The organism is Sphingomonas sp. CROZ-RG-20F-R02-07 (assembly GCF_022662335.1).
In the GTDB taxonomy this organism is placed as follows: domain Bacteria; phylum Pseudomonadota; class Alphaproteobacteria; order Sphingomonadales; family Sphingomonadaceae; genus Sphingomonas.
In genome coordinates this window covers 331,421-354,712 of the sequence record NZ_JAKNQJ010000001.1, presented here as the reverse complement: position 1 = coordinate 354,712, position 23,292 = coordinate 331,421, and the positions used below count along the sequence as shown (strand labels likewise).

Here is a 23,292-nt window from a genome sequence, read left to right as displayed (position 1 = left end):
TCCTTTAAGTGAGCGTGATCTTCCACTGGTCATCGCCAAGCGTCGGCAACGGCGTGAAGGCGAGCGGCCATTCGGCGATGTTCTGGTTCTGCTGCACGCCGGACGGGCGTTTCTGCTGGGCAGTGGGGATCGTGACCCTTACCCGACGACCGACGATCGTGCCGTGCTGCAGGACGACGGCCTGGCGAGTGCGCTGCTCGGCGATCGCGAACGGGTTATACGACGCATAGGGCACCGCCTCGACGGTCACGCTCAGCGCCTCTGCACGGTCCACGATCACAATGCGCTCCGCGCCGACCAGGAGACGCGGCTGCACGTCGTTGCCGATATTCAGCTCGTAGGAGCGCAGGACGAAAGGCGCACCGGCGATCGTGAAGGTGGGCGTATTGGCCTTGCTCGCGATCTGGGGGCCTTGCCACGCCGAATAGTCCGGCACGGGGCGCGCTTGGTCGCCGGGCCGGGTGAACAGGCCGGTGAGCGTCACGCGCACGATCGGAATGCCCTGGGCGTTCAGGGTGCAGACCGCGGTGCCTCGCGCGCCCAGGAGGACGTGCAGGGACGGGCCGATCTGGAAGTAGGCGGTGACGCTTTCGTGATTGTCGCTGACCGGAGAATAATCGACCTGCGTGCCCGGCGTCAGCACCTCTGCGATGCCGCACGCACGCGCGAGCGGCCCCCACGCCGGGGCGGTTCCTGCGGCGCCGGAGCCGACCAGCTCGAAGGTGCCGGTCAGCACTGCGCGCAGGCCCGCCGGGATCGTCTCCTGGGCACCGAGATACGGCAGCTCCAAATTACGGCTGACATCCTCGCCTTCCATCGGCTGAAGCTGAACATCGGTCAGCAGCATGGCGTTGGCCGCGCCGGTCGGCGTTGGATCGATGCCGTATGTGGCACCCTCCGGCTTCACGAGGATGATCTTCGACTTCCACTTGATCGGGTCCATGCCAATCAGCCCTTGTTCTGGTCGGTGACAGGTGCGCCAGCGTCAGCCGGCGGCTCGGCGTCAGGCGCCGGGTCGGTGACGGGCGCGGCATCGGGCGCCGCTTCATCGTCGGCGATCGCGCCCTCGACCATCTTCAGCGTGCCATCCCCCTGGCGAATGAAGCTGCCGCCGGTGCGGGGCTGCTCCATCTCGGGAGGGGCGTCGTCGTTCTTCTTCATCGTGCGATCCTCAGTTGGTCATCAAGAGCGAAATCGAGCTGGTAGGTGATGGTCCCGGCCGAGATGCTGACGAGCTCGCCGCGGGCGAGGACGTAGACGCCGATCGCTTCGTCCGGCGCCCAGCCGGCGAGCGCCTCGATCACCGCCTCGATCATCGGATCGAGCTCGGCGAACGCCTTCTCGCCGGTCGCGTCGCCCAAGTTGCGCACCATCAGCACCACCCCCACAAGCCGGTCGATCGACTGCCGGAACATGCCGCTGACCGCGTCCGCCTTGCCGCCGCGCAAACCGAGCGGCAGCACGAAGGCCGCGGTGTTCGCTTGGACCGCCGCGCCCGCCTGCGTCAGCTGCGCCAGCTTGGCAGCGCCCTGAATGCGCCCGGCCAACGCCGGGATCGCTTCCAGCCGATCCCGCACCGTCTCCATCAGATGAAGCCGTGCAGGTTCTCGGGCGTGAAATCGCGCGCCCTATCCGTCGTCACGACGCCGCCTGCGCCGGACGTAGGGGCCTCGATCCCGGCTAGCTCCAGCTTCTTGCGACCAGCGGCGATGTCACCAAGGTCCTTCAGCGCCTGGTCGTAATCGTCCTTCACCTTGGGATCAGGGGCGAACCGGTGGAGCTTGTAGGCCGCGATCGACAGCGCGAGGTCGGCGACGACGACGGGCACGGCGATCAGCGGCAGCCGATATCGCATCGCCAACGACGCATCGATCACGGCGTCGGCATTCGCCAACGCCTGATCGACCACGCTGCTGACGATCGCACCGGTAGGCGGGGACGCGCGATCCGTCAGCTGAATCAGCACGTCCTCGCCAAGCCGGTCGACCAGCGCCGTGACCGACGTGTACGGCATCAGACCACGAGCTTCCCGTCGAACCAGTTGGTGCTCGGCGCGATCGACGTGCCGGCGCGGTAGCGGTTAAACTCCGCCAGCGTGACGGTGACGAACCCACCCGGCTTCACGTGCTTGCGATCGTGATGCACGTCGGCCGACACCATGAAGCGGCGCCGCTCCTCGGGCTCCGGCACTTCGCCGGGTTCTTCGGTAGGCGGCTCCATCGTCAGCGGGTGCATACCGAGCACGTCGCGAAGCGCATCGACGGTCTCGGCCGACAGGATCACGACGCCGTAGCCGGCACTCTCCAGCTGATCGCGGAGGAGGTCGATCGCACGATCGCCTTGGCCACGGGTGAACCGGCCACCGCGGCCGTTCACGGCCAGAACCGGATCGCGCTCGTCGAAGAACGATCGACGGTCCTCCGCGCCGACGCTGACCCGCTCGAAATCGGGGTCCCGCCGCGTCTCCGCCTCCTCGGCAGCGGACAGCCCCTCCTCCGCCGCGATCGCCGCTCGCGTCGTCGCGCTCACGTCGGTCGTGCCGAGAGGTGACACCAGCGGCGTCATCTGGTCGGATGGTAGCGGGATCGTGCTGTCGACCTCGACCAGTGGCGGCTTGTAGACCGCGGGTTCCTCGACATCACGCGGCGCCGCCTCGGGCACCGGCAACGGCACCGTCTCCGTCACGACGGGCGCGGCGATCGGCGCCGCCTCGACGGCCGGCGCGGCGGGCGCGCTGATCTGGTCGGAGGGCAGCGGCGTGGTGTCCGGCACGGCCGGCGTGGCGGCGGCCGCAGTGGCACTGGCGAGAAGCGCGGAGCGGTGACCGCCGCGCGTGGAGTGCGTGGGGCGGCTCATGCGACGATATCCTGAAGAAAATAGCCGACATCCTGGGCGACGACGAGCTCCTTGATGCGCTCGCCGGTGCGGACCCGGATGCCGCCCTGGAGACCGACATCCTTGTCCTCGATCCGACCGGCGATCTTCGACCCGTACTGGGCGGTCAGGCCGAACGTGATCCCCCCCAACTCCGGCGTCGCCAGCGGGTTGATGTGAATGAGTGCGAGATGCTTGCCCCAGGCGCGCGTCAGGGCGACCGGCTGCCCCGGCTTGCCGGTGTTGTACCAGGCATCCCCGATGAACACGTTCTGGAGCCCTTCGCCCGAGAACAGCTCCAGGAACTGCTGGGGCGTGACGACGCCGGCCGACGTGACGTTGCCCTTGACCGCGTTGACGATCTTGGGGTGCGAGCTGACCTTCGACCAGCCGGCGCGGCCGAAGACGGCCGTGTTCGGCCGCTGCACCAGCGTCGAGTCCATGCCCGTCTTGATAACGCCGACCGGGTCGGAATTCGCATAGTCGCTGAATTGGCTCGTGCCCTGAAGCTGCATCTTCCGACCGACCGCATAAGTGGCGGGATTGTGCACGATGTTCGCCACCCGGACTTCGCGGATGTTCATCAGCGTGTCGGTCACCGACATGACCGCGTGATCCTCGGGGTTGAAGCTGTTCAGCCCGAGCTTGCGCGCGTTCTCCGCCGCCTCGATATCGGAGTTGGGGATCGGAACGTCGAAGCCGAAATCCTCGACCGCACTGGCGCGCTCGATGCCGCCGAACGTCAGCTGCTGCACCTGACCGAGCCGGCCGACACGCCCATCAGGGACGTTGAAGCTCTCTTCGATCGGGTACTCGGTCCACTTGAACTTCTCGCCGGTGACCTGCTGCCGGGGCAGCACGCTATCGGCGATGTAGAAACTGGCGGGATTGCGGTAGCCGACGGCGATCGCCGAAAGCACCGGGTCGACGATGAAAGGACGGTCCATGATTTACGCTCCCCCGTCCACGCCCGGCGCGGACAAATAATCGATGATGTCGCCGGCTACGCCGGGCTGCTGCGCTTGGCCGATCGTGCGCTGGCCGGCGGCGGAAACCTTGACGGCCGCGCCGTTCGCGTCGCTGGTCAGCCAGTCGCCTGCTCCCACCGGCCCGCCGAGGCGAACGCGCGGAATGCCGCCCTTCTCGACATCGACCATGACGCCCGGCGCACTCGCGCCGATCTGGCCTACGGTGCCGGCGATCGGCGCGCCGGGACCGTTCGCCGGTCCGACGCTGGTGTCGCTCGCCGCATTGGCGAACGCGACAATCGAGTACGGCGCGATCAGCGCGATGGCGGCGTGCGACGTGATGAGCCCGCGGATCATGCGGCTTTCCCTTCACTGACGGCGCGCACGGCGGTGGCGAAGTCGATGGTGATGCCGGCCGCCGCCTGCTTGGCCTGGTAGGCGCCCGCCTTCTGGGCGAGCAGCGCGGGATTCTCGGGCGCGCCCTCGTGCGGCACCACGGTCAGCGTCGAGGCGCCGGGCGCGAGCGTCGGCATCGCGTTCACAAGCTTCTCCGCCTGGGCGGGGTCGGCCATGTGCATCGAGATATATTCGGCGCGCACGGGCCTCAGCCCGACACGCCCTGCGCCGATCGCCGCGTCGACGAAGGCGGTGGCCTTGTCACGGGCGCGGTCGGTGGTGGAGGCGTCGAGCCGCGTGGTCAGCGTTGCGACCTCCGACTGGAGGGCGACGACACGGTCATCGCCACCGGCCTTCAGCGTCTTGACGCTGGACAGCAGCGCCACGGCGTCGGCGCCCTCGGGCAAGCCGAGAACCGCTGCGATGGGCTTGAACGCGGCCTGGAGCGCGACGGCCGCATCGGGCTGGGCGACCGTCTTCTTCATCGCCTCCATCGCGGCGGTGATCGCCGCGTCGTCGGCGCTGTCGTCGAGCCCCAACAGCCCGAGCAGCAGCTTGCGGAAATCCATGTTGGTCTTCTCCTGGGAATGCAGGGTCACGAGCCCCGCGAGGTTCGGCGTGTTGGTGAGCGATGCTCGCAGGATCGCGCTGACCGTGCCGGTCTTGTCGTGCGCGATCACCGGCGAGACGCCGCGATATTGCTTCCAGACGGGGGTGCCGCCCGCGGCATCGACCCAGTCGACCTTGCCCCAGATCCCGTCCGCGCGGCTCTGTAGGTCGACGATCCACCCGCGCGCGGGCGCCGCGCCGCCATTGGGCGCCGCCAAGTCGGTCGCATGGTTCTCGTCGAGGGTGAGCTTGCCGGCGGCGAGCGACGCCGCCATCAGCGCCGCGGTGTCGGCCACCCGATAGGGACCGCGGCCGTCAACCGTACGCGCTTCACCGGCGGGCAACAGGTGCAGCCATTCAGGCGCCGCGCCGCCATTCGTCTCAATGGTGATGGCCGCGCAGAGCGCGGTGGACATGCCGTTCATGAGCACGGTTGTGACGTGCTGGAAGCGGGGGAAACATGCCCGCCAAGGCGGGCGTCAGGCGCTCATATCCGGCGCCTCGATCGTCAACCTGCCGGATCGAGGATCGATCGGCAACCCGGATCTACTCGTCCAGTGCGAGCTCCAGATGCTCGTCGACGATGTCGAGGATGTTGCGCTCGTCCTCGGCCGAAATGCCGAGCCATACCCGCGCCGGGATATCGCCCCAGGGCACCGGCCGTCCGGTCTTCGTGCTCCCGAACGCACCCTTGGCCGCGCCGTCCTGCATGACACCCGAATATTCGAGGGCTGAACCGATCTCGACTGCGTCGCGCGCCACGAGCTTCGCAATTTCCTTGCCGAGGCGACCAGACGGGCCGATCAGCGGGTTTGGCCGGTTGCCATCCCCCCGCGCGAGATAGGCCGCGATCGTCGTCGGTGACTTTTTGCGCCAGCGCGAACCATCAGGCGCGGTGCTCGACACGAACCGGTCGCGGGTCGCTTTGACCATGTACTCGCCGATATCCTCGTTTATCGGCGTCAAATCGTCCAAGACAGCGCGAGCGCGGTCAAGCTGGTCGAATACGGCCGATGCGTTGAATTGCAGGCTGAACATCGCTAGCTACTCCGACGAGACACGAGCATCGCAGCGCCGGGCCGATAACCCGGAGGTCGCGCAAGGCGTAGGCTGGAGGCTCGGTCTCACTCCCCTCTTACTGTTTGATGAAGAACGTCTTGAGCGCGAGCGTGCGCCGCTTCTTCCCGCGCACTTCGAAGCGCGCGACGAAATCCTCTCCGTCCAGCGTCCGGCGGTATTCGATAACCGCTAGCCCCGTGTCAGACTTGCCCAGTGCCGACACGCTGTCGGGCTGATCAAGGACCGCTGGCAGACGGCCATAGTCCGCCGCCTGGACGGGTCGCTGCGCACTGTCACGCTCGGCTGCACCGTGACGAGCCTCGACATGGCCGATCGCGGAACGCTCGATCGAATAGTCATAGCCGGCGACATCGCGGCCGATCAGCGAACCGATCTGATCGGCCGCCGCCGTGGTCAGCGCGCCGATCGTGCGGGTTTCGGGTTCGTCGCCGCCCTCGCTCGCGCCATCGTCCAACGTCCGCTGCGCGAAACGCGTGAGGTCAGCCTGAACAGACGGGAGTCGGCGATAGGCATCGGCGATCGCGTCGCGCGCCGCCGGCGGCATCTCGCTCATGAACGCCTTGCCGATCTGGTAATCCCAAGCGCCGATCTTCCCGGCGATCGCCGAAACCGGGCCGGCGACACTGGCGCCCGGCGCATAGCCCCACCCTTTGCCGACGCCGAGCGGCTCGCCAGTGGCCGGCAGCATCCTGTTCCAGCCATCGGGAAGCTTGCGCGCGGGGTCGCCACCCAGCCGACGTGCGCCCCGCTCCGACCGCGCGCCGACGACGTAGCAGCTGCACCCCCAGTCGCTGGGCGGATAATGCGTGATCCAGAACGGGTGATCGGGGGGTAGCACCAGGCCATTGAACACATAGAGGTGCTCGGGCCGGGGATCGCGCGATCCGCCATGAACATAGACCCAGAAAGGCCAATTGCTCGACTGGAGCTGCGCGCGTCGCCCGGCGGCGTAGGAGACATAGGTGTTGGTCCGGTAGATCGTCCGGGTGCGCCAGGCCGTGCCGCCCTTGGTGTCCTCGCCTGTCCACCCGTGCCAGTCGTGCCGATCGACGGCTGCGCGAAAATCCTGCCGGAACGATTCGAGGCTTTTGCCCTCGACGATCGCGCGGTCGACCGACGCCGCGAGATCGGCGAGCAGGTCCGCCTTTTGCGCTCCGGCGACCATGAACGCGGTGTCGTGTGCCTCGGCGGTGATGTCATCCCAGCGCTGGGTTGGCACAAGGTTGCCGAGCTTGCGCCGGAAGAAAGCCGCCTGCTCGCGGAAGGGACGCCGGAAAACGCCCGACACCGCGCTCGGCTGGTCAGGCACCCGTGTCCTCCACGTCACTGATCCCCGCCGCTTGCGCGGCGACGAAGCCGTCCGCCAGCTTGGCGGCGACCGGCGCCGTATCGAGCGTCGGATAGGCGTTGGCGACCATCTCGCGCAGTTCGGGGAGACTGGTGGCGGCTCCCATCATCTCGCCGAGCTTGGCCAGCCATCCCTGGATGCCGCCGGCCGTCTCCTGGACCATCCGGTCGGCGATCTGGTCGGCTGGCGCTGTCGATGGCTTCACCACCGCCACCGGCTGCTGAGATTGCAGCGACGGCGCGATGACAGGCAACGCCTTGCTTGGAGGTGCCACCAGGAGCTGATCGTCGGGCGCCGGATCGGCCAGTCCGATCTTATCGCGGACCTCGCCCGCGCTGACGCGCATGCCAAGCGGCACCAGGATGTCGAGTACGTCCGCCAACAGCTTCAGGTCTTCCGCCTCGGGCCGCTCGATCTTGATGCGGGGGTAGCGCTGTTGCGGCCCATATTCGAGATCGATCCACGGGCGGATCAGATCGCGGTTCAGCGTTGCGGCGAGGCCCTTGCAATCAGCCTTCTCGATGTTCTGCTCGACCGCCTGGTGGACCTTGTTGCCGCTGTCGCCGAGACCGCCCTTCTTACTGTCCGTCGTGCCGGTCTGGCCGAGCACCGCCTTGGATATCTGGCTGTCGAGCCAGTCCGCACGACGCTCGTACAGCTCACTGCCGGCGCCGACGTTCTTCGACTCGATGAACTCGATCGACATGCCCTCGGGAATGATCGCGGCCATGTCGCCCGCGATGTTCGCCACGGCACGGTAGAGGGTGTTCCTGTCGGTATCGCTGGCACTGCTCGCGAACTTGCCCAAGCGCACGGGCTGGCCATAGGTCTGGGTGAAGATCGCCCAATCGCGCTGGGTGAACGCCTTGAACATCCAGGCCCAGGCGGCAATCCGCGCGATGCCCGACCGGACCGGCAAACCCGACTTCGCCTTGACAGTGTGGCGAATGAACTTGAACGGTTCCAGCGGGATCGACTGGCTGACGCCACTCTCCCCACCGCGCAGCAGCGGCGTGCGGCCGTCGCGGCGGTCATATTCGAACCAGCGCGGATCACGCCATTCGAGCCGCGCCGGTCGCCACTGCCCCTCGCTCGTGTCCCAGACGATTTCGGTGAAGCTGTCGCCTTTTCCGATCGCGTCGAGGATATCGAACTTCTCGTCTTCAAGCTCGTCGCGATCCAGCCATTCACGGACCATATCGGCCATCGCGACATCGCGCGGATCGTCGCTGGCCGAAATCACGGTGACATCGACTTGCGCGACGGAGCGTTTCCGCTTGCCGAGAACGCCGACGTAATGGAGGTCGCGCTCCTCGATCAGCTCCGCCAACTCGAAATAGCGCTGGGGATCGCCCATGTCGGCACCGCGCAGGATCTGCGCGAGCCGCATCGGGTTCAGACCATCGGCCGGATAGCCGGCGATCGGGCTGCGCAAGCCGGCGAGCGTGGGCCCGGCGATCTCTTGGGTGAGCACCTCGCGGCGGAGAGGGCGCCCATACTGATCGACCAGTTCCGTCATCGTCCACGCATCCCGGTCGGTCGCCGACCATCTGAATTACTGATTAAGAGGCTGTAAGAGGCCCTAAGAGATGGGCTCTTAGGCATCCGGCCACGTCGGGCCGCCCCGCCATCCCGCAGGCGCTTCCTGGGGCCCTTCACAACGAGCCGCGCAGTCGAGCGCCAAGCGGCTGCCGAAACCCGTCGAAGTGGCTGAAACCATCGTCGGCGAACGGGCTCGCCGTTTCGGCGGTCACCGGCTCATAGCCGTATTCGGCCGCGCCCTGGCGCGAGGCGAACCACGCCAGCATGCCGGCGATCGCGGTATCGCCGTGGCGCTGGAGCCCGTCCGATCCCTTGTAGCGCATATCGTCCGGCACCTTCACGATGCCGCCGACGTAGCTCAGCGCCTGGTGGTCGCGCACGACATCCTCGTCCGCCGCGACCAGGAGCGAGCGATCGCCGAAGGCCTCGACATACGCCGTGCCGTTCACGCGATACCAATCCTGGCTGAGCTTGATCTCGCTAATCCGCGCGCCGTAGCGCTGCGCCGACACCTCAGCGATGTAGGCTCCGTTGCCGCCAGCGTCGAAGGCGCCGTGTCCGTAGCGGGGCAGCCGATCCTGGACGAAGAACAGCACGTCGCGCTGCATCTCGAAAGGCACGTTGTGCATTTCCAAGACGAGCTTCGTGCGGCGGACCAAGTCCTGCCCCAGCTCGGTCACGATCGTACCGGCACCGTCGCCGGTACGTGCGAAGTCGGAGCCGAGATCGTGGCGCCGGTTCTGGTCGAGCATTGCCAGGATTGGCGCCAGCTTCTCGCGACAGAAATCGCGAACGATCGCGTTTCGGATTTCCGGCAGCGCGGTCTTCGCCTCGTCCGGCAGCAGCCAACGGACGATCGGCACGGACCGATCGCCGACCGCCTCGATCGCGACGCGTGTGAGGGCCGCCCCTTCGGCATCCGCCGGGATAGCATCGAGCTCCTGGTGCATCTGGGCGGTACGCGATCCGTACGCCGTCCTGATCTGGGCTTCCCACTCGGCCTCGGCCTCAGCCGACCACGGCTTGCCGCGCAGCAGGCAAACCCGCTTGAACAGGCCGTTGGCGACCGATTTGGCGAACGGGATGAAATGGAGGCTGAAGGGCACCTTGCCCGCTTTTGCTTCCCGGATCAGCTCGTTGAACGGGTTGAGGATACCGTTGTGCGTCGAGATCACGCGGATACGACCACCCCAGATCAGGAGCGCGTTGACGGCATCGAGCACCGCGCGCACGTCCTGGTGGAACGCTGCCTCGTCGATAACGACCACGCCTTGGAGGCCGCGGATGTTCTCCGGCCGGCTCGACAGCGCCTCGACACGGAACCCCGACGCAAACCGGATGCGGTACGCCGAGATCATCCGCGACGATCCGTCGTCAAGCTGATCTTCGAACAGAAACTCCTCGACGACGCCGAGCTCTTTCGCGACGATCTTCGCGAAGTGCGCGACGTACCCGATGAACTCCCTGCCCTTGTCCTTCGTGTCGCCAATGTAGAACACGTTGTCGCCGCCGGCCGCGCGCGATGACGCCGCGATCAGCGTGTCGTCGAGCGCCTCGGCGTAGGTGATCCCGCACCGACGGCCCTTTTCGCCGAGCTTCAGGTCCGATTTGTCTTCCAGCCATTCCAGCTGGTGCTGCATGAGGATGCCGGCTGCTAGCGGATCATGATCCGCCGGGAGCTCGCTGCCACGCGGCAGCTCCTGCGGAAGGCGCGCGGGATCGTGCGGCAGAACTGGGGGCGGCGCGGCGACGGCGGCAGCCGCCAGCGCGGCAGCCATGGCGGTTGCAGGAACCTTAGCCATAGCTGACCTCGATCCGGCCCGTCAGATCGACGTAGAAGTAGAGGAAATCAGTCTCCGTCCCATCTCCATGTCGCTGCGTGATACGTAGCGCCAGCTTGCCGAAATCGATGGCGAGTTCGACGACGTCCTTGCCGCACGGGCCCCGACCGAGACGAAATGTCGCGACCGCGATCGTCGGCCCAGTGTCGTCGACCTCGAACCGCGAAGGGATGCGGATCAAGGTTAGAGGAAAGGCAGCGTCGTTCTGTTTCACGTTCGCACGCCCAGCACGTCGCGCCTGATCTGGGCGACGCGATCGGCACTGAGTCCCGCCTCGCGCGCCGATGCCGTCGCCGTCTCGGCCGCAGCTTCGACCTTGGCGTTGACCTGTTCCTCCAGCTTGCGGCGATGGTCAGCCGACGTTTTCTGTGCGGCTACGGCGGACCCAAGCGCACGCGACAGCTCCATGATCGACTTGGGATCGAGCTGACCTTCGAGCGACTCGTAGATTGCGACCTTCAGCATCTCGGCAACGGCCACCGTCACCTGATCGGCGCCATCCGTGCCGAGGCCGGTGACGACATCGCTGGTGATCGCGCGGACTTCGTCCAGGCGGCGGAACTGGATCGCCTTGCGCACCGACCAGCGGCTGAAGGCGGACTTGCTCACCTTCGCGATCCCGCGATCGGCAATACGGGCGTTGAACTCGTCCAGGATGGCATTCTGGGGCATCGCGCGCTCGCGCAGCTGCTCCAGTGCCCACACGATATCGGCTTCGGCCTCCTCCGGCATGAGGTCGAGCGAGGACAGCCGGCCGCGCCCCTGGCGACGATCGTCGGTCATGCCGGCATCCTTCCGGTCACGCGCATGCGGATCGACTGCGTTAGTGAGAACCCACCGTCGAGCGACAGGTGCATGGTGCACGTCCAACCATCGGCATAGCGGGCGTGAACGCGCCGCGGTCGCCCGTCCGCGTCGTAAGAGGCGCGGACGGACGTGGGGTCGCTATCCGAGCCGATAAAGCCGGCTTGGCGCAACATGGGGCCGATGACGGCAGGCGCTTCCTGCTTGGAACGCCAGCCGGCACGGCGAGGCGAGCGGGCCATGGATCAATCCTCGTCGGCGGGGCGCGAGACGCCTTCGATTACGGCACGCCGCTCGACATGCTCGCGGCCCGCCTTGCGCAGCGTTGCGACCAACAGCGTGCCAACATCCTCGATCCGGATGGCCTCCAGCTCGGCGAGCTTGCGCATCTGGGTGCGGAGCCAGTCGCGCGAGCGCCGAACGCCATAGGCATCAAGCACGCGATCGAGCACGAGATCGTTGGATCGGCCGTCTGTCTGAGTGGCCAGCTCGCGCAGGATCATCAGCCGCGCATCCTCGGCGATGCGATCGGCCGGGATCACTGCCCCGCCTGCATCGCCAAGCTCTGTTCGACGACCGATAGCCGCTGAGAAAGCGCCGCCGTTGCCATCTCGACGGCGACGGTCTTCAGGTCGCTTCCCGTCGATGCGGCGCCGCCGACGATCGGCTTGTTGGTGGCCATCTTGTGCGCAATCGCCGCGAGGACGATCGGGCCACCGATGCGGATGGCCTGGTTCGCGAGCTGGTGCAGGTCGATCTTCATTCCACGTCTCCTCGGGTGTTGAACTGGGGCCGGCCTATCGGCCGGGCGATGGCCGCTGGATGCCGTCGACGAACGATCGGCCGACCGCGACATCGGCGCCGCGCTCGCGGAGCGTCACGGCAAGCAGGCTATCGGTCGGGCGGCTAAGGCGAATGAGGCCCTGTTCCTCCAGCCAACCGAGCTGGGTTCGCAACTGATCGCGGGTCACCGGCAGGCCGAGGCGCTCCATCTCCATGAAGAGCGTGCTGTCGTTGGCGGTGTGCTGGACCGCCTCGGTGAGCGCGCGCAGGATCGCCAGCCTCGCATGGCTCATGGTGAAGTCGAAGAACGACGCGGTCATCGGTCGGTAATCCGTCGGAAGCCTTCTTCCATGAAAAACTTCTGGAGCCGATCGGTGGCCTCCCATGTCCGCTCGGTCACGCCCCGATCAGCCGCCAGCTCGATCCGGAGCGCCTGGATGCCGTCGTTCGTGTGTCGCGCGGTATCCGCCAGCTCCAGCACCGATCGCTCGATCGCCGCCATCTTGACGCCGTGCTCGCCGACCTTCAGCTCAAGCTCGCCGATGCGAGTGCCCAGGCGACCGGTGCCGGTCGGATTGACCTGCCCGCCGCGCCACGCGGCGATCAGCACCAGGACCACGACCACGAACGAAATGAAATAATCCCCGACCGTCACGGCGCGCTATCCTTCCCCCCGGCGCCGCTCGCGCGACCGGTAATCCTGTCGATGACCATGTCGGTCAGGTCCCTGGACGCTCGCGTCGCTTGGCCGCCGAGCGTCTGAAAAATGGTGATGCCGGCGAATCCGATGCCGATGCTCCAAGCGAGGACCACCAAGGGACGCTGGCCCGTGGAGATCGAGATGCCGAGCGACACCAGCACCCCTGCGATGACGACCGCCGCCTGCCGCCTCGGCGGCAGCGGAACCGCCGCAGCCGGCGCCATGAGATGGCCGAGCAGGATGCCGGCAATGCCGAAAGCCGCTGAAAGGACGGGGATATGCACACCCCACCAAAGCACGACTTCCGGCCCTGGAATGATGACCGAGCTGTTCACCGCGCACCGAGCCACGCCACGATCAGGAGGATTGCGATCATGCCGACGTCGCGCAGCAGGTAGCGGCGACTGGGCCACACCGACGTGGTCGGCAGTACGACAAGCTGCGCGCAGACGCGCGGCATCGCGATGTCGGCGAAGAGCACGGCCACCAGCGTCAGCGCGAGCTTGATGGTGCCCCAGCCCGTGCCGGCATATTCGAGCAGGAGGGCTCCGGCCGCGTTCGGCCGGCCGCACACGGTCAGGACGCTGGGGATCAAAGCGACGACCGGAATGCCGGTCAGCAGCGCGGTACTGGTCAGCGCCAGCACGACGGGATGGCTCCAGCCGCGATAGCTCTCCCAGACGGCCTGCGCGCCAAGCCGCAGGATCAGCGCCAGCGGCAGCAGGAAGCCCGCCAGCATCGCGAACAGCCCGAAATTCATCGGCCGACGACCCCCTTCAGCATTGCAACCATCCGGCCGAACCACCCGTAGGTGAACGCCTCGTTCGCGGGGCGCGCTTCGCTGATCTCGATGTAGCGCGCGCCGCGGAGGGAGCGGATCGCCTCCAGCACGCGCGCACCGCCCTCGTCGCTGCGGCGCTGGCGAAAGGCGTCGAGCGCGAGATACGTGACGGCGCCCAGCCGACCATCGGCGGTCACATCGGCATATTGCGCGCCGCCCAGGTTGAAGACGTTCAGCACGCGCTGGAGGAACGTGGCGCCGATCGCCGTGCCCATGTTCACACCGATGTCGAAAAGCTCGGCGGCGATGTCGGGATAGCGGAGTGCGACCTGGTCGAAGCCCACGTCACTCCAGTACCGCCGCCGATAGATCGCCGCCGCGGTGGCGCGCGGCAGGACGCGCATGTCGCCCTGATAGCCATAGGCGCGTGCCACCTGTTCGGTGACGCCCCACATGGTGGCGCCGCCCTTGTCAGCGGGATTGTTGGAATAGCTGCCTTCGCGGCCAATGACGGCGTCGATCAGGCCGTCGATGTCGATCGTAGCGGTGGTGCCCATAAACCCGACTTTGCGGGCTGGAGCGTCGTGCCAACATGCTGGCCTAGGACAGCATTAGTCGAACGAAAGACCGAGTTGAGCGCTGCCCTTTGCCGGGGCGTCAGAACGGCGGCGGAAAAGCTTGTCGACCGCCGACTCGGTGATCCCGAGTGCCCGCGCGATCTGCGCGTTGCTCTTACCGATCGCGCGATAGTGCAGCGCACGCTGCTCACGTGCAAGCGGGACGCGCACAACGTCGGGCGCGAGGCGCTCCGACATGATCCGCGCAGCCGGCAGACCGATGGCCTTGGCGATTGCATGGCTGGCCGTCATTTTGGCCGGAACGAACAGCCGGGTGCCGCCGAACGCCTCGGCGAGGCGGACAAGCGCCTCCTCGCCGATCAGCGTCTCCAGCTCAGGCCCCGGCCGGCTGCTCACCGCGCGTCTCTGACTGCGCGCAACTTGGCACCAAGCGCCTGAGCGACAAGGTCGAGGTCTTCGACACCGGCCAGCATTAGCCCCTCAAAACGGATGCCGCCCAAATCGTATGCGGCGCGTGTCAGCGACCAATCGGCGGGGATGATCGCCTCCGCCTTCAGCTTGCCCATGATCGTCTCGACAAGCCGGCGGCGCAGCACGACGGGCACGTTGCGCACCGCGACGCCTTCGATCGACTGGTTCCAACCGTGGCGATCGCCGATCGCCTTCAGAGCCTCGATCAGCTTGTAGGCAAGCGCCTGGTTCGCCCATTGAAGACGATCGATACGCAGCATGCGGCGCGCTATCGTCTCCAGCGCGTGTTCGGACGGATCGTCGATCGCGCCGAGATGGTAGAGTGAAATCCAGAGCGCACGAGCTTTCTTCGCCGCCGGATGATCTGCCGGGCGGGCCGGACCAGTTCGTGCTTTTGCTGAGAAACCCTTGGTCTCGAATTCCTTCAACAGCTTGTCCAGCTCGACCGACGAGCAGTCACCCGCGCTCACCCGGCCAGTGACGCGCAGCATCACCGCTCGATAATCGTCGTCTGTCAGGCCGAGCGTCTTCTTGGCGATATGGACCTTGGCCAGCATCGACCGGCGATGCTGGTCGGCGCGATCGAAGCGCGCGGGAGCTGCGGCGGCTTTCATGCCATCGTCTCCTGCGCGACCCGCAGGGCCAGCTGGCTCCAGAGCGTCATTCCCTGACGGCGTGAATACCGCGCATGCGGAAGGTTTTCGGGACGACCACGCCAGTCGGCGAGGTGGCGAATCACGCTATCGGCGAGCTCAACGGCAGCGTCCTCGCCAGCCACGCGAGCAAGCTGCTCGTCCAGCTGATCGGTCAACCAGCAGAAATAATCGTCTACTCCGCGCAGCTGTTCGGCGCGCGTGATCTCATGGGTGACGGTGCTGTGATCCCGGCCTCCAAATGCCCGCCCGATCTGGGTGAGCGTTTTGCCCGTATGGCGCCGCGCCAGCCATGCGGCGGCATAGCGCGTGCGCACCAGGTGCAGCTTGCGGCTCCGGCCAATGATGTCGGAGACGGCGAACTCCGTTTCGAAGGCCACATGCTCAAGCACGCTCGCGATCGAGACGCTTCCCGGCGAAATCACGCTAGATGCGAAGCACGTCACGACAACACCGATCGGATGACGTGCAGAATGTCAGGAAGTGCCGAGCCGAACGCTGCACAACCGGTCAAGAACACACCCGGCGCAATCCAAGGATTACGGCGGTGTTCAGCGATTAGGAAACGAAGCATCTATCGACTCCTCAGCTCGTGCGGATATGCTTGGTGGCGCGTCCAGCCTGCGCATCGCGCAGATCGGCAAAGGCGAGCGGCCGATCCTCGTCGGCGGCCAGCATGGATGCCTGCTCGACGATCTGACGGCACTCGCGCAGACCGCCCGCACCAGGCGTCAGGGCGATCCGCGATAGCATCGAGCGGACGGCCGGGTCGGCGAGCTCCCAAGCATCGCAAAAGGCCTCGACGTCTTCTTCGACCGGAAGGTTCTGGATATGACTTTGCGCGATTCGGCTGTTCAGGCGCGCAAAGGCATCCCGGCGCGGGCCGCCCTGAATGCGCATCAGCAGTTCCTCATTGCCGAGGAGACACACGCCCACGCCGGTGTCGTCGTGCCATGCGCGAATCTCTTCCAACGACTCCCATGTCAGGTGATTGGCTTCGTCGATCACGAGCAGGCCCCGCTTTCCCGCCACACTGGACGAAACCATGTGCGACATCTGCCGGCCCCAGCCGGTGCCCTTGGCTGGCACGCCGAGCGCGCGGAGCACCTCTGCCATCATCGCGTTCACAGACTTGTCGGTGTGCCGCATCGTGCCGATCCAGCAGTTCGACGTGCTCGCGCAATATTCTCGCAGGGTCATCGTCTTGCCCGTGCCGGGACCGGTCGCGCCCACCGTGATGCGGCCCATGTGCGCGATGATGAGCAGACCGCGCAGCCGGCGGGACGTGGCTGTCTCGAAATAGCCTGGGTCGCGGGCCAAACCTTGGGCGCGCGCGGCTTGGCTGGTGATCGTCTGGCGGTACTTGTAGATCGCGCGGGCGACGCGCTCGACATTGCCGGCATATTGGTCAGCGGCAAACGGCGACAGCGTACCGGAAGGGATGCCGACCAGCGTGCCGAGTTGCGTCCAGCTCAGGCCCTTCGCGGCCTTCTCGGCATTGATCCAGTCACGCTGTTCGGAGACATCGACGGGGAAGGAATCGGGGTTGTTCACGAGATAAGCTCCTTGGGGATCAGTCGACGATGCGCAGGCGAGCTGCCGCCGCTGCGAACCGGTCGATTACGGGGGTCGTCACGGGCGCCTCAGCGACCGATGAAAGGTGCTTGAGCGCGGCAGCCGTTTGACCGCGGTGGCGGACGGGCCGCACGACGCTCGGCACTAGGTCAGGCGTCTCGTCGGGGTGCGCCGGCATCATCGCCGCGAGCGTCGCTGCATCGAGCAGCCCCGCCAGCTTCTCCTGCTCGCGTACAAGACGACGGAGATCAGCTTCCTGGGCGCGGCGCGCTCCGGCCGATGACTTATCGAAGAACCCGACAGCCTCGATCGCGGGCGCGGTACAAATGAATTCGCCCGTACGATCGTAGACGTGAACTTCGCCGTGAAGATTATCGGGATCAAACCGCAAGGTGAGCTTTTTGCCGCTATGGTCGGACAGCTCGGGTGCCCAGTAGCGATTGCCCTCCAGTGTCACGACGCTCGTCTGCCGGTCGCACGTCCGTTCTTCGGCCGTGAGCAACGCCAGACGCAGCTGCTCGACCGTGGCCTTGCCGATCGGGGCCGCCGCGTAGGAGGCCGCGAACACGTCGTCGAAACTGCGCGTCCCCTGCGCGGTTTCGGTGCGGCGACCGGATTTGGCGTTGTGCGCCATGATCCCGGCCGCGACGACGCTTCGAAACTCTTCGATCGGGATCGCCTTGGAGCCGTAGTTCTCGGGTTTCGCGTCCGGCTTGTTGCCGGTGTACGCGCCGGCCAGCGCTGGATGCTTCGAGATGGTGTCGCAAAAATCGCGCCATGCGCGCTCGATCGGCTTGGATTGGCCTCGGTAGGGCGTCGCCCAGTGGATCGTGATGCCGAGGGCCGTGAGAACGCCGGTCGGCTCCTCATCCTTGATCTTGAACCGAAAACGGCTCTTGGCGCCGCCCGTAATCATCTTGGATGCGAATGCCCGCCCGTTATCGAGCAGGCATGCCTTGGGAATGCCGTAGTCGCGGAACAGGTCGGCGAACACGAGGCGAGTGGCGAGAGCGTTCTCGCTTTCATCGATCCGGTGAGCCAGAATTTTGCGGCTCATGATGTCCTGAATGCCGACCATCATGGGTCGACCGACGCGACCATCCGGCCAGCGCACGAACACATCGAACTTGTGACCGTCGATGTTGACGGCTTCGAGCGCGTGGAGGCTCGCGACCGAGCGCTCCTGCGCGGGGAGGCTGCGGCGGAGCGCTTCGGCACCCTCACGACGCGCGACGATCAGGCGACCGTCGACCTCGCGATCGAGCTTGCGGCGGAGCGTCCGCTCGACGGGGACTGCGATGCCACGCGGCGTCGCGTAATCTTTCACCATTCGCCAGTAGCAGGCGGAAAACGTCGGCTGCTCGGGACGCAGATAGTCGGAGACGAGAAACTGCCACGCGCCAGGATCGATCGCAGCTTCCGTCCCGCCGCCCTGGCGGCGCGGTGCGAGGTATGGGAGGCGGTCCGCCGCCGAGACGCCGACGATCAGCTCCAACCAGCTCCAGAGTGTCGATGCGCCGATCGCCGCGTCTTTTGCCGCAGCGCTGACCGCCGCCGAGCGAGTCAATCCGGCGCTTTCGTAGAACTCGACCTTTCCGACCGCCGCGTTCCGGCGCGACGCCTCGGCCTTCACCTTTGCGGTCGTGCCGTCGAACCAGCGCCACAACTGCGCGGCGCCGGTCAATACCCGCGCCTGCGGTGCATCGACCACGTCGGCAATGACAGCGATCCCCATCGACGCCAGCGCCACGCGTGCGGCGGCTGGCAGGACGTTGACGTGGTATTCGAGACCGCCGCCGCGCGCCGCGCGCGGTCGGGCGAGCGGCTCGTCAAATGATCCGGTACGAAGCGCCCAGCCTTCCGCCGCCGCCCGCTCGTTGATCCGACGCTTCAGATTGCCCAGGCCGGGCAATGCGAGCTCCGCCAGTTCGCCTGCGGTGAACCAGTCTTTTCCCCCGCCAAGCTTCACGCGATTACCTCATAAAATTCGATGTCGAAGGGGTCGCCGATCAGTTCCCAGCGGCAGCCGGCGCGGCCATCTGCCGCCCAGCCGTCCGTGCCGCCGAAGTGTGAGCCGGATGCGAGAATGCCGCGCACCCTCTTGCCGATCGCTGCTTTGGGCAGCTTGCCGAGGTTGCGTTTCACCGCTGCCCCCGCTCGATCGGCTGAACGGTGGTGCGAAGGGCCCGGATTTCGTCATCAAGCCGCTGGCGCTGGGCCTTCAGGTGGCCAAGACGCGCCGTCTGCAATTCCTCGCCGACGAGCACGGCCGCGCCGATCCGGCGGCAGAGCGAATCGAGCAGGTCGAACCGCTTGGTCACCGCGATCACCGCGAAAAGCCGACCCGCCGAGATATTGTGCGCGTCGCGCGCCTCCGACGCATAGGCGTCAAGCATCGCCTTGCTCACCGTATCATCGAGCAGCGACGAAACCGCGCCGGCAACCTCGTGACGCGAGCGCGGATCATCCTTCAGCGCCGCCGCGACGGACGCAGCGACCACGCGATCGAGCCCGGCAAGGTCCGCCTCACGGCTCGCCGGGACCGGCGGCGTGAAGGTGAACCCGAGCTGTGACGGATCGATCGAGGGGCGGCGCTTGCTCATGCGTCGGCATCCATCCCGGCCATCATGAGCAGCTGGGCGCGGGTGAGGTTGCGCGTCTCGCCATTCGGCAGGCGCGCCAGATAGGCTTCGTCTTGGACCGGCCAGTTATGATCGATGCGAGCCGAGGGTGCGTCGAGCAGGCGACGAACAGGTTCGACAAGAATGCGCTGGCGATTCCAGACGATCTCAGCGGCGTCGAAAGCGCTATCGACCACCGTGAGCGCTTCGTGGCTCAAGGATTCAGCGAACAGGACGGCGCTGGCGCGATCTACGCGGCTTGCGAGCGCGCGCCAGAAACGCCGCGCAAGCACCTTGGCGATCACCAGCTGGTTCTCCAGCTCCTCGATCCTGGTGGCACCGTCACGCATCGGTCGAGCGCTCGACGGGAGCGAGCGGGAGCGCGGTTGTGCAGCGCGCGCATTCCGCCGAGTGACGACCGACGTGCCACGACGTGGTGCCGCAACCTGGGCAGATCGTGCCGGGGCGATAGAGAACGCGGTATCCCCGCGCACTTGGGGCGCAAGCCGATATCATCGTGCGAAGCCCTTGCGTCGCGCCAGAGCGACAACAGCTGCCACGTCGAGCTCACCCAACTCGTTGGAGACGAGATAGCGGGTCCCGAACACGCCGGTGGTCGCGGCCTTCACCGACACGCCGTTCGAGCGCAGCCAGTCGATCGCGGGAGCGGCGCTGCCGTTGTCGCCGCCGTAGGTTTTTCGGGGCGCGGACGATGCGGGGCCGCCAAGACGTGGCGCTGGCTTTGTGACTTCGATAACAGCCCGGCCGAGCTTGGCGGCAGCAGCCGCGATCATGGCCTTGCGATCTGCGATTTCCGCGTCGGTGCCGATGAACGCGAGCCGACGCGGCGCGGGCGGCAAGCGGTCCTCGGTCGGCACCAACGCAGGCGCTACGGCCATCGACTGATCGACAGCGTTGGCGGCAGGCGGCGGTGCGGCCGCGGCGGGCGCCGGGAGCGCAGGCGTCGTGGGCGCCGCCGGAGCGACGCGCTTGGGCGCCGGTGCGGGCGGGGCAGCCGGCGCGATCGGCGCCGATGGAGGCGCGACGGGCGCCTCCATCGGCTGCACGGCGGCAGGCGCGACCGGCGCAAGGGGGATTGCCGCGGCGGGGTGCGCTGGCGCGCCGTTCAGCAGCGCGAGGATGCGCTCGACGCGCGACTCGGTCAGGAAACCGGGGGCCGTACGCAGGTTGCGCACGGCCCGGCGACGCGCGTGCAGCGACGGACGATCAGTCACGATCCCACCAAAAGCGCGGCGCGCGCTCCTCGTTGCTAGCGTGGAGGGGCGCTGTGCGCTTGGACGCAAGGCGGGAGTCAGTATGAGCCCAGCGGTCTGCCGACTGGCGGCGACGAGCCTCCTCCATCGTTATGTCCTCGCGGATCGCCCGCTGGAACAGCTCGCGGTGCTCCCGCGTGCTGACCACGTCGGAATGCCGGGCCATCACAGATGCGGCCCGGCCACACGGCGGAGCGTGGTCGGCGCGGGAAGCGCGCCGCCCGCCAGCTCTTCGAGCACGTCGGCGTGATCGGTCGTGCCGGCATAGGCGTTGATGATCGAACGAACGATCGCCTCGGGCACCTTCAGCACCACGGCGATCAAATCGGGAGCCATGCCCGAGTCGTGAAAGTCTAGGATTTCACCGCCGAGTTTCGTCAGCCCGCTCATGCCCGCCGCCTCCATTCGCCACTGTCGATAAGATCGCGCGCCTCGGTGACGGCACGCTCGAACGCGCGGACATCGCGAGCGCCGTTGCTCCGCATGATGCGGTCGCGCAGGGACATCGGCAGGCCGATCCAGTGCGTTCGGCACATCAGGTGTCCGCGCTGGACAGCGTGTCCGCAGGTATCAGCAGCGCAAGTGCGCTGGCCGCTCACCGCCATCGGCTCGCGCATGTTGAGCGATGCGAGCGTCTTGCCGCGGCGGGCCAGCTCACCCGCGAGCACGTCCGTGGGGACCCCGCGCAGCTCGGGCAGGTTTGCCAGTCTCAGGCCTTGCGCAACGCGCGGCTCGCGCGACAGCAGCCCTCGCCTCACGAGGCCATTGATCGCGCGGTGTGTGCTCGACACGCTGGCGCCGACCGCATCGGCGAGTTCACGCACCGGCGGGGACAATTCCGCCTGCGCCATGAACTCGCGGGCGTAATCGAGGACCTTGATCTCCAGCGGCGTCATGCGAACCACCAGAGCAGCACGCCATTCAGGATTGCCGCGATCGGCAGCGCGAACAGCAGACCGCGGTTGCCGGCGAGCGCACGCGGCCTCATGCCTGCTCACCCGTGATCTCAAAGCCGTTCCCGGCGATAGTGAAGCGCGCTATTTGAAGCTGGCCACTCGCTCGACGGAGGTCACCGTCACGCTCGCCAGGAATGATCTCGTCTTCGAGCAGCCCTTCAACGATGTCGCGCATTAGGTCGATCGCCGCGAGCGCCTCGTCTCGATATTGGGCGTGCTGATCTGGGAACGCGGCCTTGGAACGGCCCTCGGCCCCATCCACGATCCGGGTGCCGGTAGGCAGATGCGGCGCCAGGTGGGCTAGCGCGCCTTTCCGGTCGGCGACCGACATGCGCTGCCATGCCCCAATGAAGGCTGACAGATTCTTTGCGTCTGGCGTTGGCTTGGGCCCCGCCGGCTTCGGCCCCAGCGGGTGTGCGACGGCATCGCCAACCGTCGTCGGCTGGTCGTAATTCAGGCTCGCGCCGGGCACTAGCAACAGATCGACCACCTTGGCCTGCGCGTGCTCGTCGAGCTTCGCGAGGGCACGGAGCTGGGTAGCGTTGCCGAATACGGGGTGACGCGCCTTCCGAAGGCGCTCCACCAGCGAGGGCTGCAATCGGCGGTAAAGCATGAGGTCATTTTCGACCGTGCGCGCCGAGAACCCGACTTCAGCGGCCACTGCGTCGGTGAAGCCGTAAACAACCGCAATCGTTGCGGTTGTATCGGCAGCCTCCTCTTTCACGGCTTTCTGCCACCGTGCAGCAGCCGATGCAGCGCGGCCATCCTTGGAAGGATCGATGCCGACCCGGCGCTTATGGATGGCAACCGATTCTGCAATGAAGGCTGCACGATCAATCGGCGTGAGCCCCGACCGCCACAGGTTCTCACGAATTTCGCGGAGCCGACGCTCGTCGCGGTTAGCGCTGACGATCTCGGCGCGCATGAACTCGATGCCTGCGGAGATAGCTCCGGCGTGGCGATGCCCGCCCGTCACCAGCTCCCAGTCACTCCGGCCGGGTAACCGGCACACCTGGATGGCTGTGTCCTGACCATCGCGGAGCATCAGCCGGCCCAAAGCTTCCGCCCACACGGGATCAATCGGCCGGAGCCGATCACCTTGGCGGACATCCGCCGTGCGAATTAGCACGAAGTCGGCCAGCGCTTCTTGGTGAAGTGAATCGGTTGGGAGCGTCGCCATGTCTAGCGGGCCCCTGCATTTAGACGATGAGCCGCACGTCGACCGCCGCTACGATCCGCCACCATGACCGATCGCTCCGCAATCTCGTCCCGCTCCCGCATGAAGTCGCGCAGCTTTGTCAGCGTGACCAGTCCAGGCATGCGACCAGCACGCAGCTGGCTGACGAACTGCGGTTCGCCAAGCGCGTCGCGGCCGAACCGCGAGGGCTTCATGTCACGGCGAGTGAGGAAGGAGTCGACTAGCGCGACCACTTCGGCG

33 protein-coding genes are annotated in these 23,292 nt (G+C 66.8%); all 33 read right to left on the bottom strand.

The window, feature by feature from the left end:
* Positions 1-4: 4 nt before the first annotated feature.
* Positions 5-943, bottom strand: a complete 939-nt coding sequence (locus tag L8H00_RS01745) for a hypothetical protein (protein ID WP_242095498.1) — start codon at positions 941-943, stop codon at positions 5-7.
* A gap of 5 nt (positions 944-948) precedes the next feature.
* On the bottom strand, positions 949-1,161 hold the full coding sequence (locus L8H00_RS01740) for a hypothetical protein (protein ID WP_242095497.1): 213 nt from the start codon (positions 1,159-1,161) through the stop codon (positions 949-951).
* Positions 1,158-1,586 (bottom strand): hypothetical protein, encoded by a 429-nt coding sequence (locus L8H00_RS01735; RefSeq protein WP_242095496.1) that lies wholly within the window; start codon positions 1,584-1,586, stop codon positions 1,158-1,160. The genes L8H00_RS01740 and L8H00_RS01735 overlap by 4 nt, the downstream gene beginning before the upstream one ends.
* Positions 1,586-2,014: a DUF1320 domain-containing protein gene (locus L8H00_RS01730; RefSeq protein ID WP_242095495.1), complete on the bottom strand. Its 429-nt coding sequence runs from the start codon at positions 2,012-2,014 to the stop codon at positions 1,586-1,588. Before L8H00_RS01730 ends, L8H00_RS01735 begins: the two co-directional genes overlap by 1 nt.
* Positions 2,014-2,856 (bottom strand): hypothetical protein, encoded by an 843-nt coding sequence (locus tag L8H00_RS01725; RefSeq protein ID WP_242095494.1) that lies wholly within the window; start codon positions 2,854-2,856, stop codon positions 2,014-2,016. Before L8H00_RS01725 ends, L8H00_RS01730 begins: the two co-directional genes overlap by 1 nt.
* Complete coding sequence (locus tag L8H00_RS01720) at positions 2,853-3,821, bottom strand: hypothetical protein (RefSeq protein WP_242095493.1); 969 nt, start codon at positions 3,819-3,821, stop codon at positions 2,853-2,855. The genes L8H00_RS01725 and L8H00_RS01720 overlap by 4 nt, the downstream gene beginning before the upstream one ends.
* 3 nt (positions 3,822-3,824) lie before the next feature.
* Positions 3,825-4,199 carry a hypothetical protein gene (locus L8H00_RS01715; RefSeq protein WP_242095492.1) on the bottom strand — a complete coding sequence of 125 codons (375 nt, stop codon included), beginning with the start codon at positions 4,197-4,199 and terminating at the stop codon, positions 3,825-3,827.
* Positions 4,196-5,263 carry a phage protease gene (locus L8H00_RS01710; protein WP_242095491.1) on the bottom strand — a complete coding sequence of 356 codons (1,068 nt, stop codon included), beginning with the start codon at positions 5,261-5,263 and terminating at the stop codon, positions 4,196-4,198. Before L8H00_RS01710 ends, L8H00_RS01715 begins: the two co-directional genes overlap by 4 nt.
* Before the next feature lie 130 nt (positions 5,264-5,393).
* On the bottom strand, positions 5,394-5,885 hold the full coding sequence (locus L8H00_RS01705) for a phage virion morphogenesis protein (protein WP_242095490.1): 492 nt from the start codon (positions 5,883-5,885) through the stop codon (positions 5,394-5,396).
* A gap of 97 nt (positions 5,886-5,982) precedes the next feature.
* On the bottom strand, positions 5,983-7,236 hold the full coding sequence (locus L8H00_RS01700) for a phage minor head protein (RefSeq protein WP_242095489.1): 1,254 nt from the start codon (positions 7,234-7,236) through the stop codon (positions 5,983-5,985).
* The gene (locus L8H00_RS01695) at positions 7,229-8,794 is read right to left on the bottom strand and encodes a DUF935 domain-containing protein (RefSeq protein WP_242095488.1); all 1,566 of its coding nucleotides are present in this window, start codon (positions 8,792-8,794) and stop codon (positions 7,229-7,231) included. The genes L8H00_RS01700 and L8H00_RS01695 overlap by 8 nt, the downstream gene beginning before the upstream one ends.
* 136 nt (positions 8,795-8,930) lie before the next feature.
* Positions 8,931-10,595 (bottom strand): hypothetical protein, encoded by a 1,665-nt coding sequence (locus tag L8H00_RS01690; RefSeq protein WP_242095487.1) that lies wholly within the window; start codon positions 10,593-10,595, stop codon positions 8,931-8,933.
* Between the two features lie 16 nt (positions 10,596-10,611).
* Positions 10,612-10,872 carry a hypothetical protein gene (locus tag L8H00_RS01685; RefSeq protein ID WP_242095486.1) on the bottom strand — a complete coding sequence of 87 codons (261 nt, stop codon included), beginning with the start codon at positions 10,870-10,872 and terminating at the stop codon, positions 10,612-10,614.
* Positions 10,869-11,441, bottom strand: a complete 573-nt coding sequence (locus tag L8H00_RS01680) for a phage protein Gp27 family protein (protein WP_242095485.1) — start codon at positions 11,439-11,441, stop codon at positions 10,869-10,871. Before L8H00_RS01680 ends, L8H00_RS01685 begins: the two co-directional genes overlap by 4 nt.
* A gap of 266 nt (positions 11,442-11,707) precedes the next feature.
* Positions 11,708-12,004, bottom strand: a complete 297-nt coding sequence (locus L8H00_RS01675) for a hypothetical protein (RefSeq protein WP_242095484.1) — start codon at positions 12,002-12,004, stop codon at positions 11,708-11,710.
* On the bottom strand, positions 12,001-12,225 hold the full coding sequence (locus tag L8H00_RS01670) for a hypothetical protein (RefSeq protein ID WP_242095483.1): 225 nt from the start codon (positions 12,223-12,225) through the stop codon (positions 12,001-12,003). Before L8H00_RS01670 ends, L8H00_RS01675 begins: the two co-directional genes overlap by 4 nt.
* A 34-nt stretch (positions 12,226-12,259) precedes the next feature.
* Positions 12,260-12,565 carry an ArsR family transcriptional regulator gene (locus L8H00_RS01665; RefSeq protein ID WP_242095482.1) on the bottom strand — a complete coding sequence of 102 codons (306 nt, stop codon included), beginning with the start codon at positions 12,563-12,565 and terminating at the stop codon, positions 12,260-12,262.
* On the bottom strand, positions 12,562-12,900 hold the full coding sequence (locus L8H00_RS01660; protein WP_242095481.1) for a hypothetical protein: 339 nt from the start codon (positions 12,898-12,900) through the stop codon (positions 12,562-12,564). The genes L8H00_RS01665 and L8H00_RS01660 overlap by 4 nt, the downstream gene beginning before the upstream one ends.
* Entirely contained in the window at positions 12,897-13,280 is a 384-nt protein-coding gene (locus tag L8H00_RS01655; RefSeq protein ID WP_242095480.1) for a hypothetical protein, read from the bottom strand. The genes L8H00_RS01660 and L8H00_RS01655 overlap by 4 nt, the downstream gene beginning before the upstream one ends.
* Positions 13,277-13,705, bottom strand: coding sequence for a hypothetical protein (locus L8H00_RS01650; RefSeq protein WP_242095479.1), 429 nt, complete (start codon positions 13,703-13,705; stop codon positions 13,277-13,279). The genes L8H00_RS01655 and L8H00_RS01650 overlap by 4 nt, the downstream gene beginning before the upstream one ends.
* Positions 13,702-14,283, bottom strand: a complete 582-nt coding sequence (locus L8H00_RS01645; RefSeq protein ID WP_242095478.1) for a glycosyl hydrolase 108 family protein — start codon at positions 14,281-14,283, stop codon at positions 13,702-13,704. Before L8H00_RS01645 ends, L8H00_RS01650 begins: the two co-directional genes overlap by 4 nt.
* A gap of 54 nt (positions 14,284-14,337) precedes the next feature.
* A complete protein-coding gene (locus L8H00_RS18920; protein ID WP_242095477.1) occupies positions 14,338-14,700 on the bottom strand; it encodes a LuxR C-terminal-related transcriptional regulator in 363 nt (120 codons plus the stop codon).
* Positions 14,697-15,389, bottom strand: coding sequence for a regulatory protein GemA (locus tag L8H00_RS01635; RefSeq protein WP_242095476.1), 693 nt, complete (start codon positions 15,387-15,389; stop codon positions 14,697-14,699). Before L8H00_RS01635 ends, L8H00_RS18920 begins: the two co-directional genes overlap by 4 nt.
* A complete protein-coding gene (locus tag L8H00_RS01630; protein ID WP_242095475.1) occupies positions 15,386-15,853 on the bottom strand; it encodes a helix-turn-helix domain-containing protein in 468 nt (155 codons plus the stop codon). Before L8H00_RS01630 ends, L8H00_RS01635 begins: the two co-directional genes overlap by 4 nt.
* A 160-nt stretch (positions 15,854-16,013) precedes the next feature.
* Positions 16,014-16,982, bottom strand: a complete 969-nt coding sequence (locus L8H00_RS01625) for an AAA family ATPase (RefSeq protein WP_242095474.1) — start codon at positions 16,980-16,982, stop codon at positions 16,014-16,016.
* 19 nt (positions 16,983-17,001) lie between these two features.
* Positions 17,002-18,972 (bottom strand): transposase domain-containing protein, encoded by a 1,971-nt coding sequence (locus L8H00_RS01620; RefSeq protein WP_242095473.1) that lies wholly within the window; start codon positions 18,970-18,972, stop codon positions 17,002-17,004.
* Complete coding sequence (locus L8H00_RS01615; RefSeq protein WP_242095472.1) at positions 18,969-19,148, bottom strand: hypothetical protein; 180 nt, start codon at positions 19,146-19,148, stop codon at positions 18,969-18,971. The genes L8H00_RS01620 and L8H00_RS01615 overlap by 4 nt, the downstream gene beginning before the upstream one ends.
* Positions 19,145-19,606 carry a hypothetical protein gene (locus L8H00_RS01610; protein WP_242095471.1) on the bottom strand — a complete coding sequence of 154 codons (462 nt, stop codon included), beginning with the start codon at positions 19,604-19,606 and terminating at the stop codon, positions 19,145-19,147. Before L8H00_RS01610 ends, L8H00_RS01615 begins: the two co-directional genes overlap by 4 nt.
* A complete protein-coding gene (locus tag L8H00_RS01605; RefSeq protein WP_242095470.1) occupies positions 19,603-19,974 on the bottom strand; it encodes a hypothetical protein in 372 nt (123 codons plus the stop codon). The genes L8H00_RS01610 and L8H00_RS01605 overlap by 4 nt, the downstream gene beginning before the upstream one ends.
* Positions 19,975-20,136: 162 nt before the next feature.
* Entirely contained in the window at positions 20,137-20,859 is a 723-nt protein-coding gene (locus L8H00_RS01600) for a hypothetical protein (protein ID WP_242095469.1), read from the bottom strand.
* Positions 20,860-21,063: 204 nt separating this feature from the next.
* The gene (locus L8H00_RS01595) at positions 21,064-21,288 is read right to left on the bottom strand and encodes a hypothetical protein (RefSeq protein WP_242095468.1); all 225 of its coding nucleotides are present in this window, start codon (positions 21,286-21,288) and stop codon (positions 21,064-21,066) included.
* Positions 21,285-21,794, bottom strand: coding sequence for a helix-turn-helix domain-containing protein (locus tag L8H00_RS01590; protein WP_242095467.1), 510 nt, complete (start codon positions 21,792-21,794; stop codon positions 21,285-21,287). The genes L8H00_RS01595 and L8H00_RS01590 overlap by 4 nt, the downstream gene beginning before the upstream one ends.
* An 88-nt stretch (positions 21,795-21,882) precedes the next feature.
* The gene (locus L8H00_RS01585) at positions 21,883-23,034 is read right to left on the bottom strand and encodes a hypothetical protein (protein ID WP_242095466.1); all 1,152 of its coding nucleotides are present in this window, start codon (positions 23,032-23,034) and stop codon (positions 21,883-21,885) included.
* Positions 23,035-23,292: the final 258 nt, after the last annotated feature.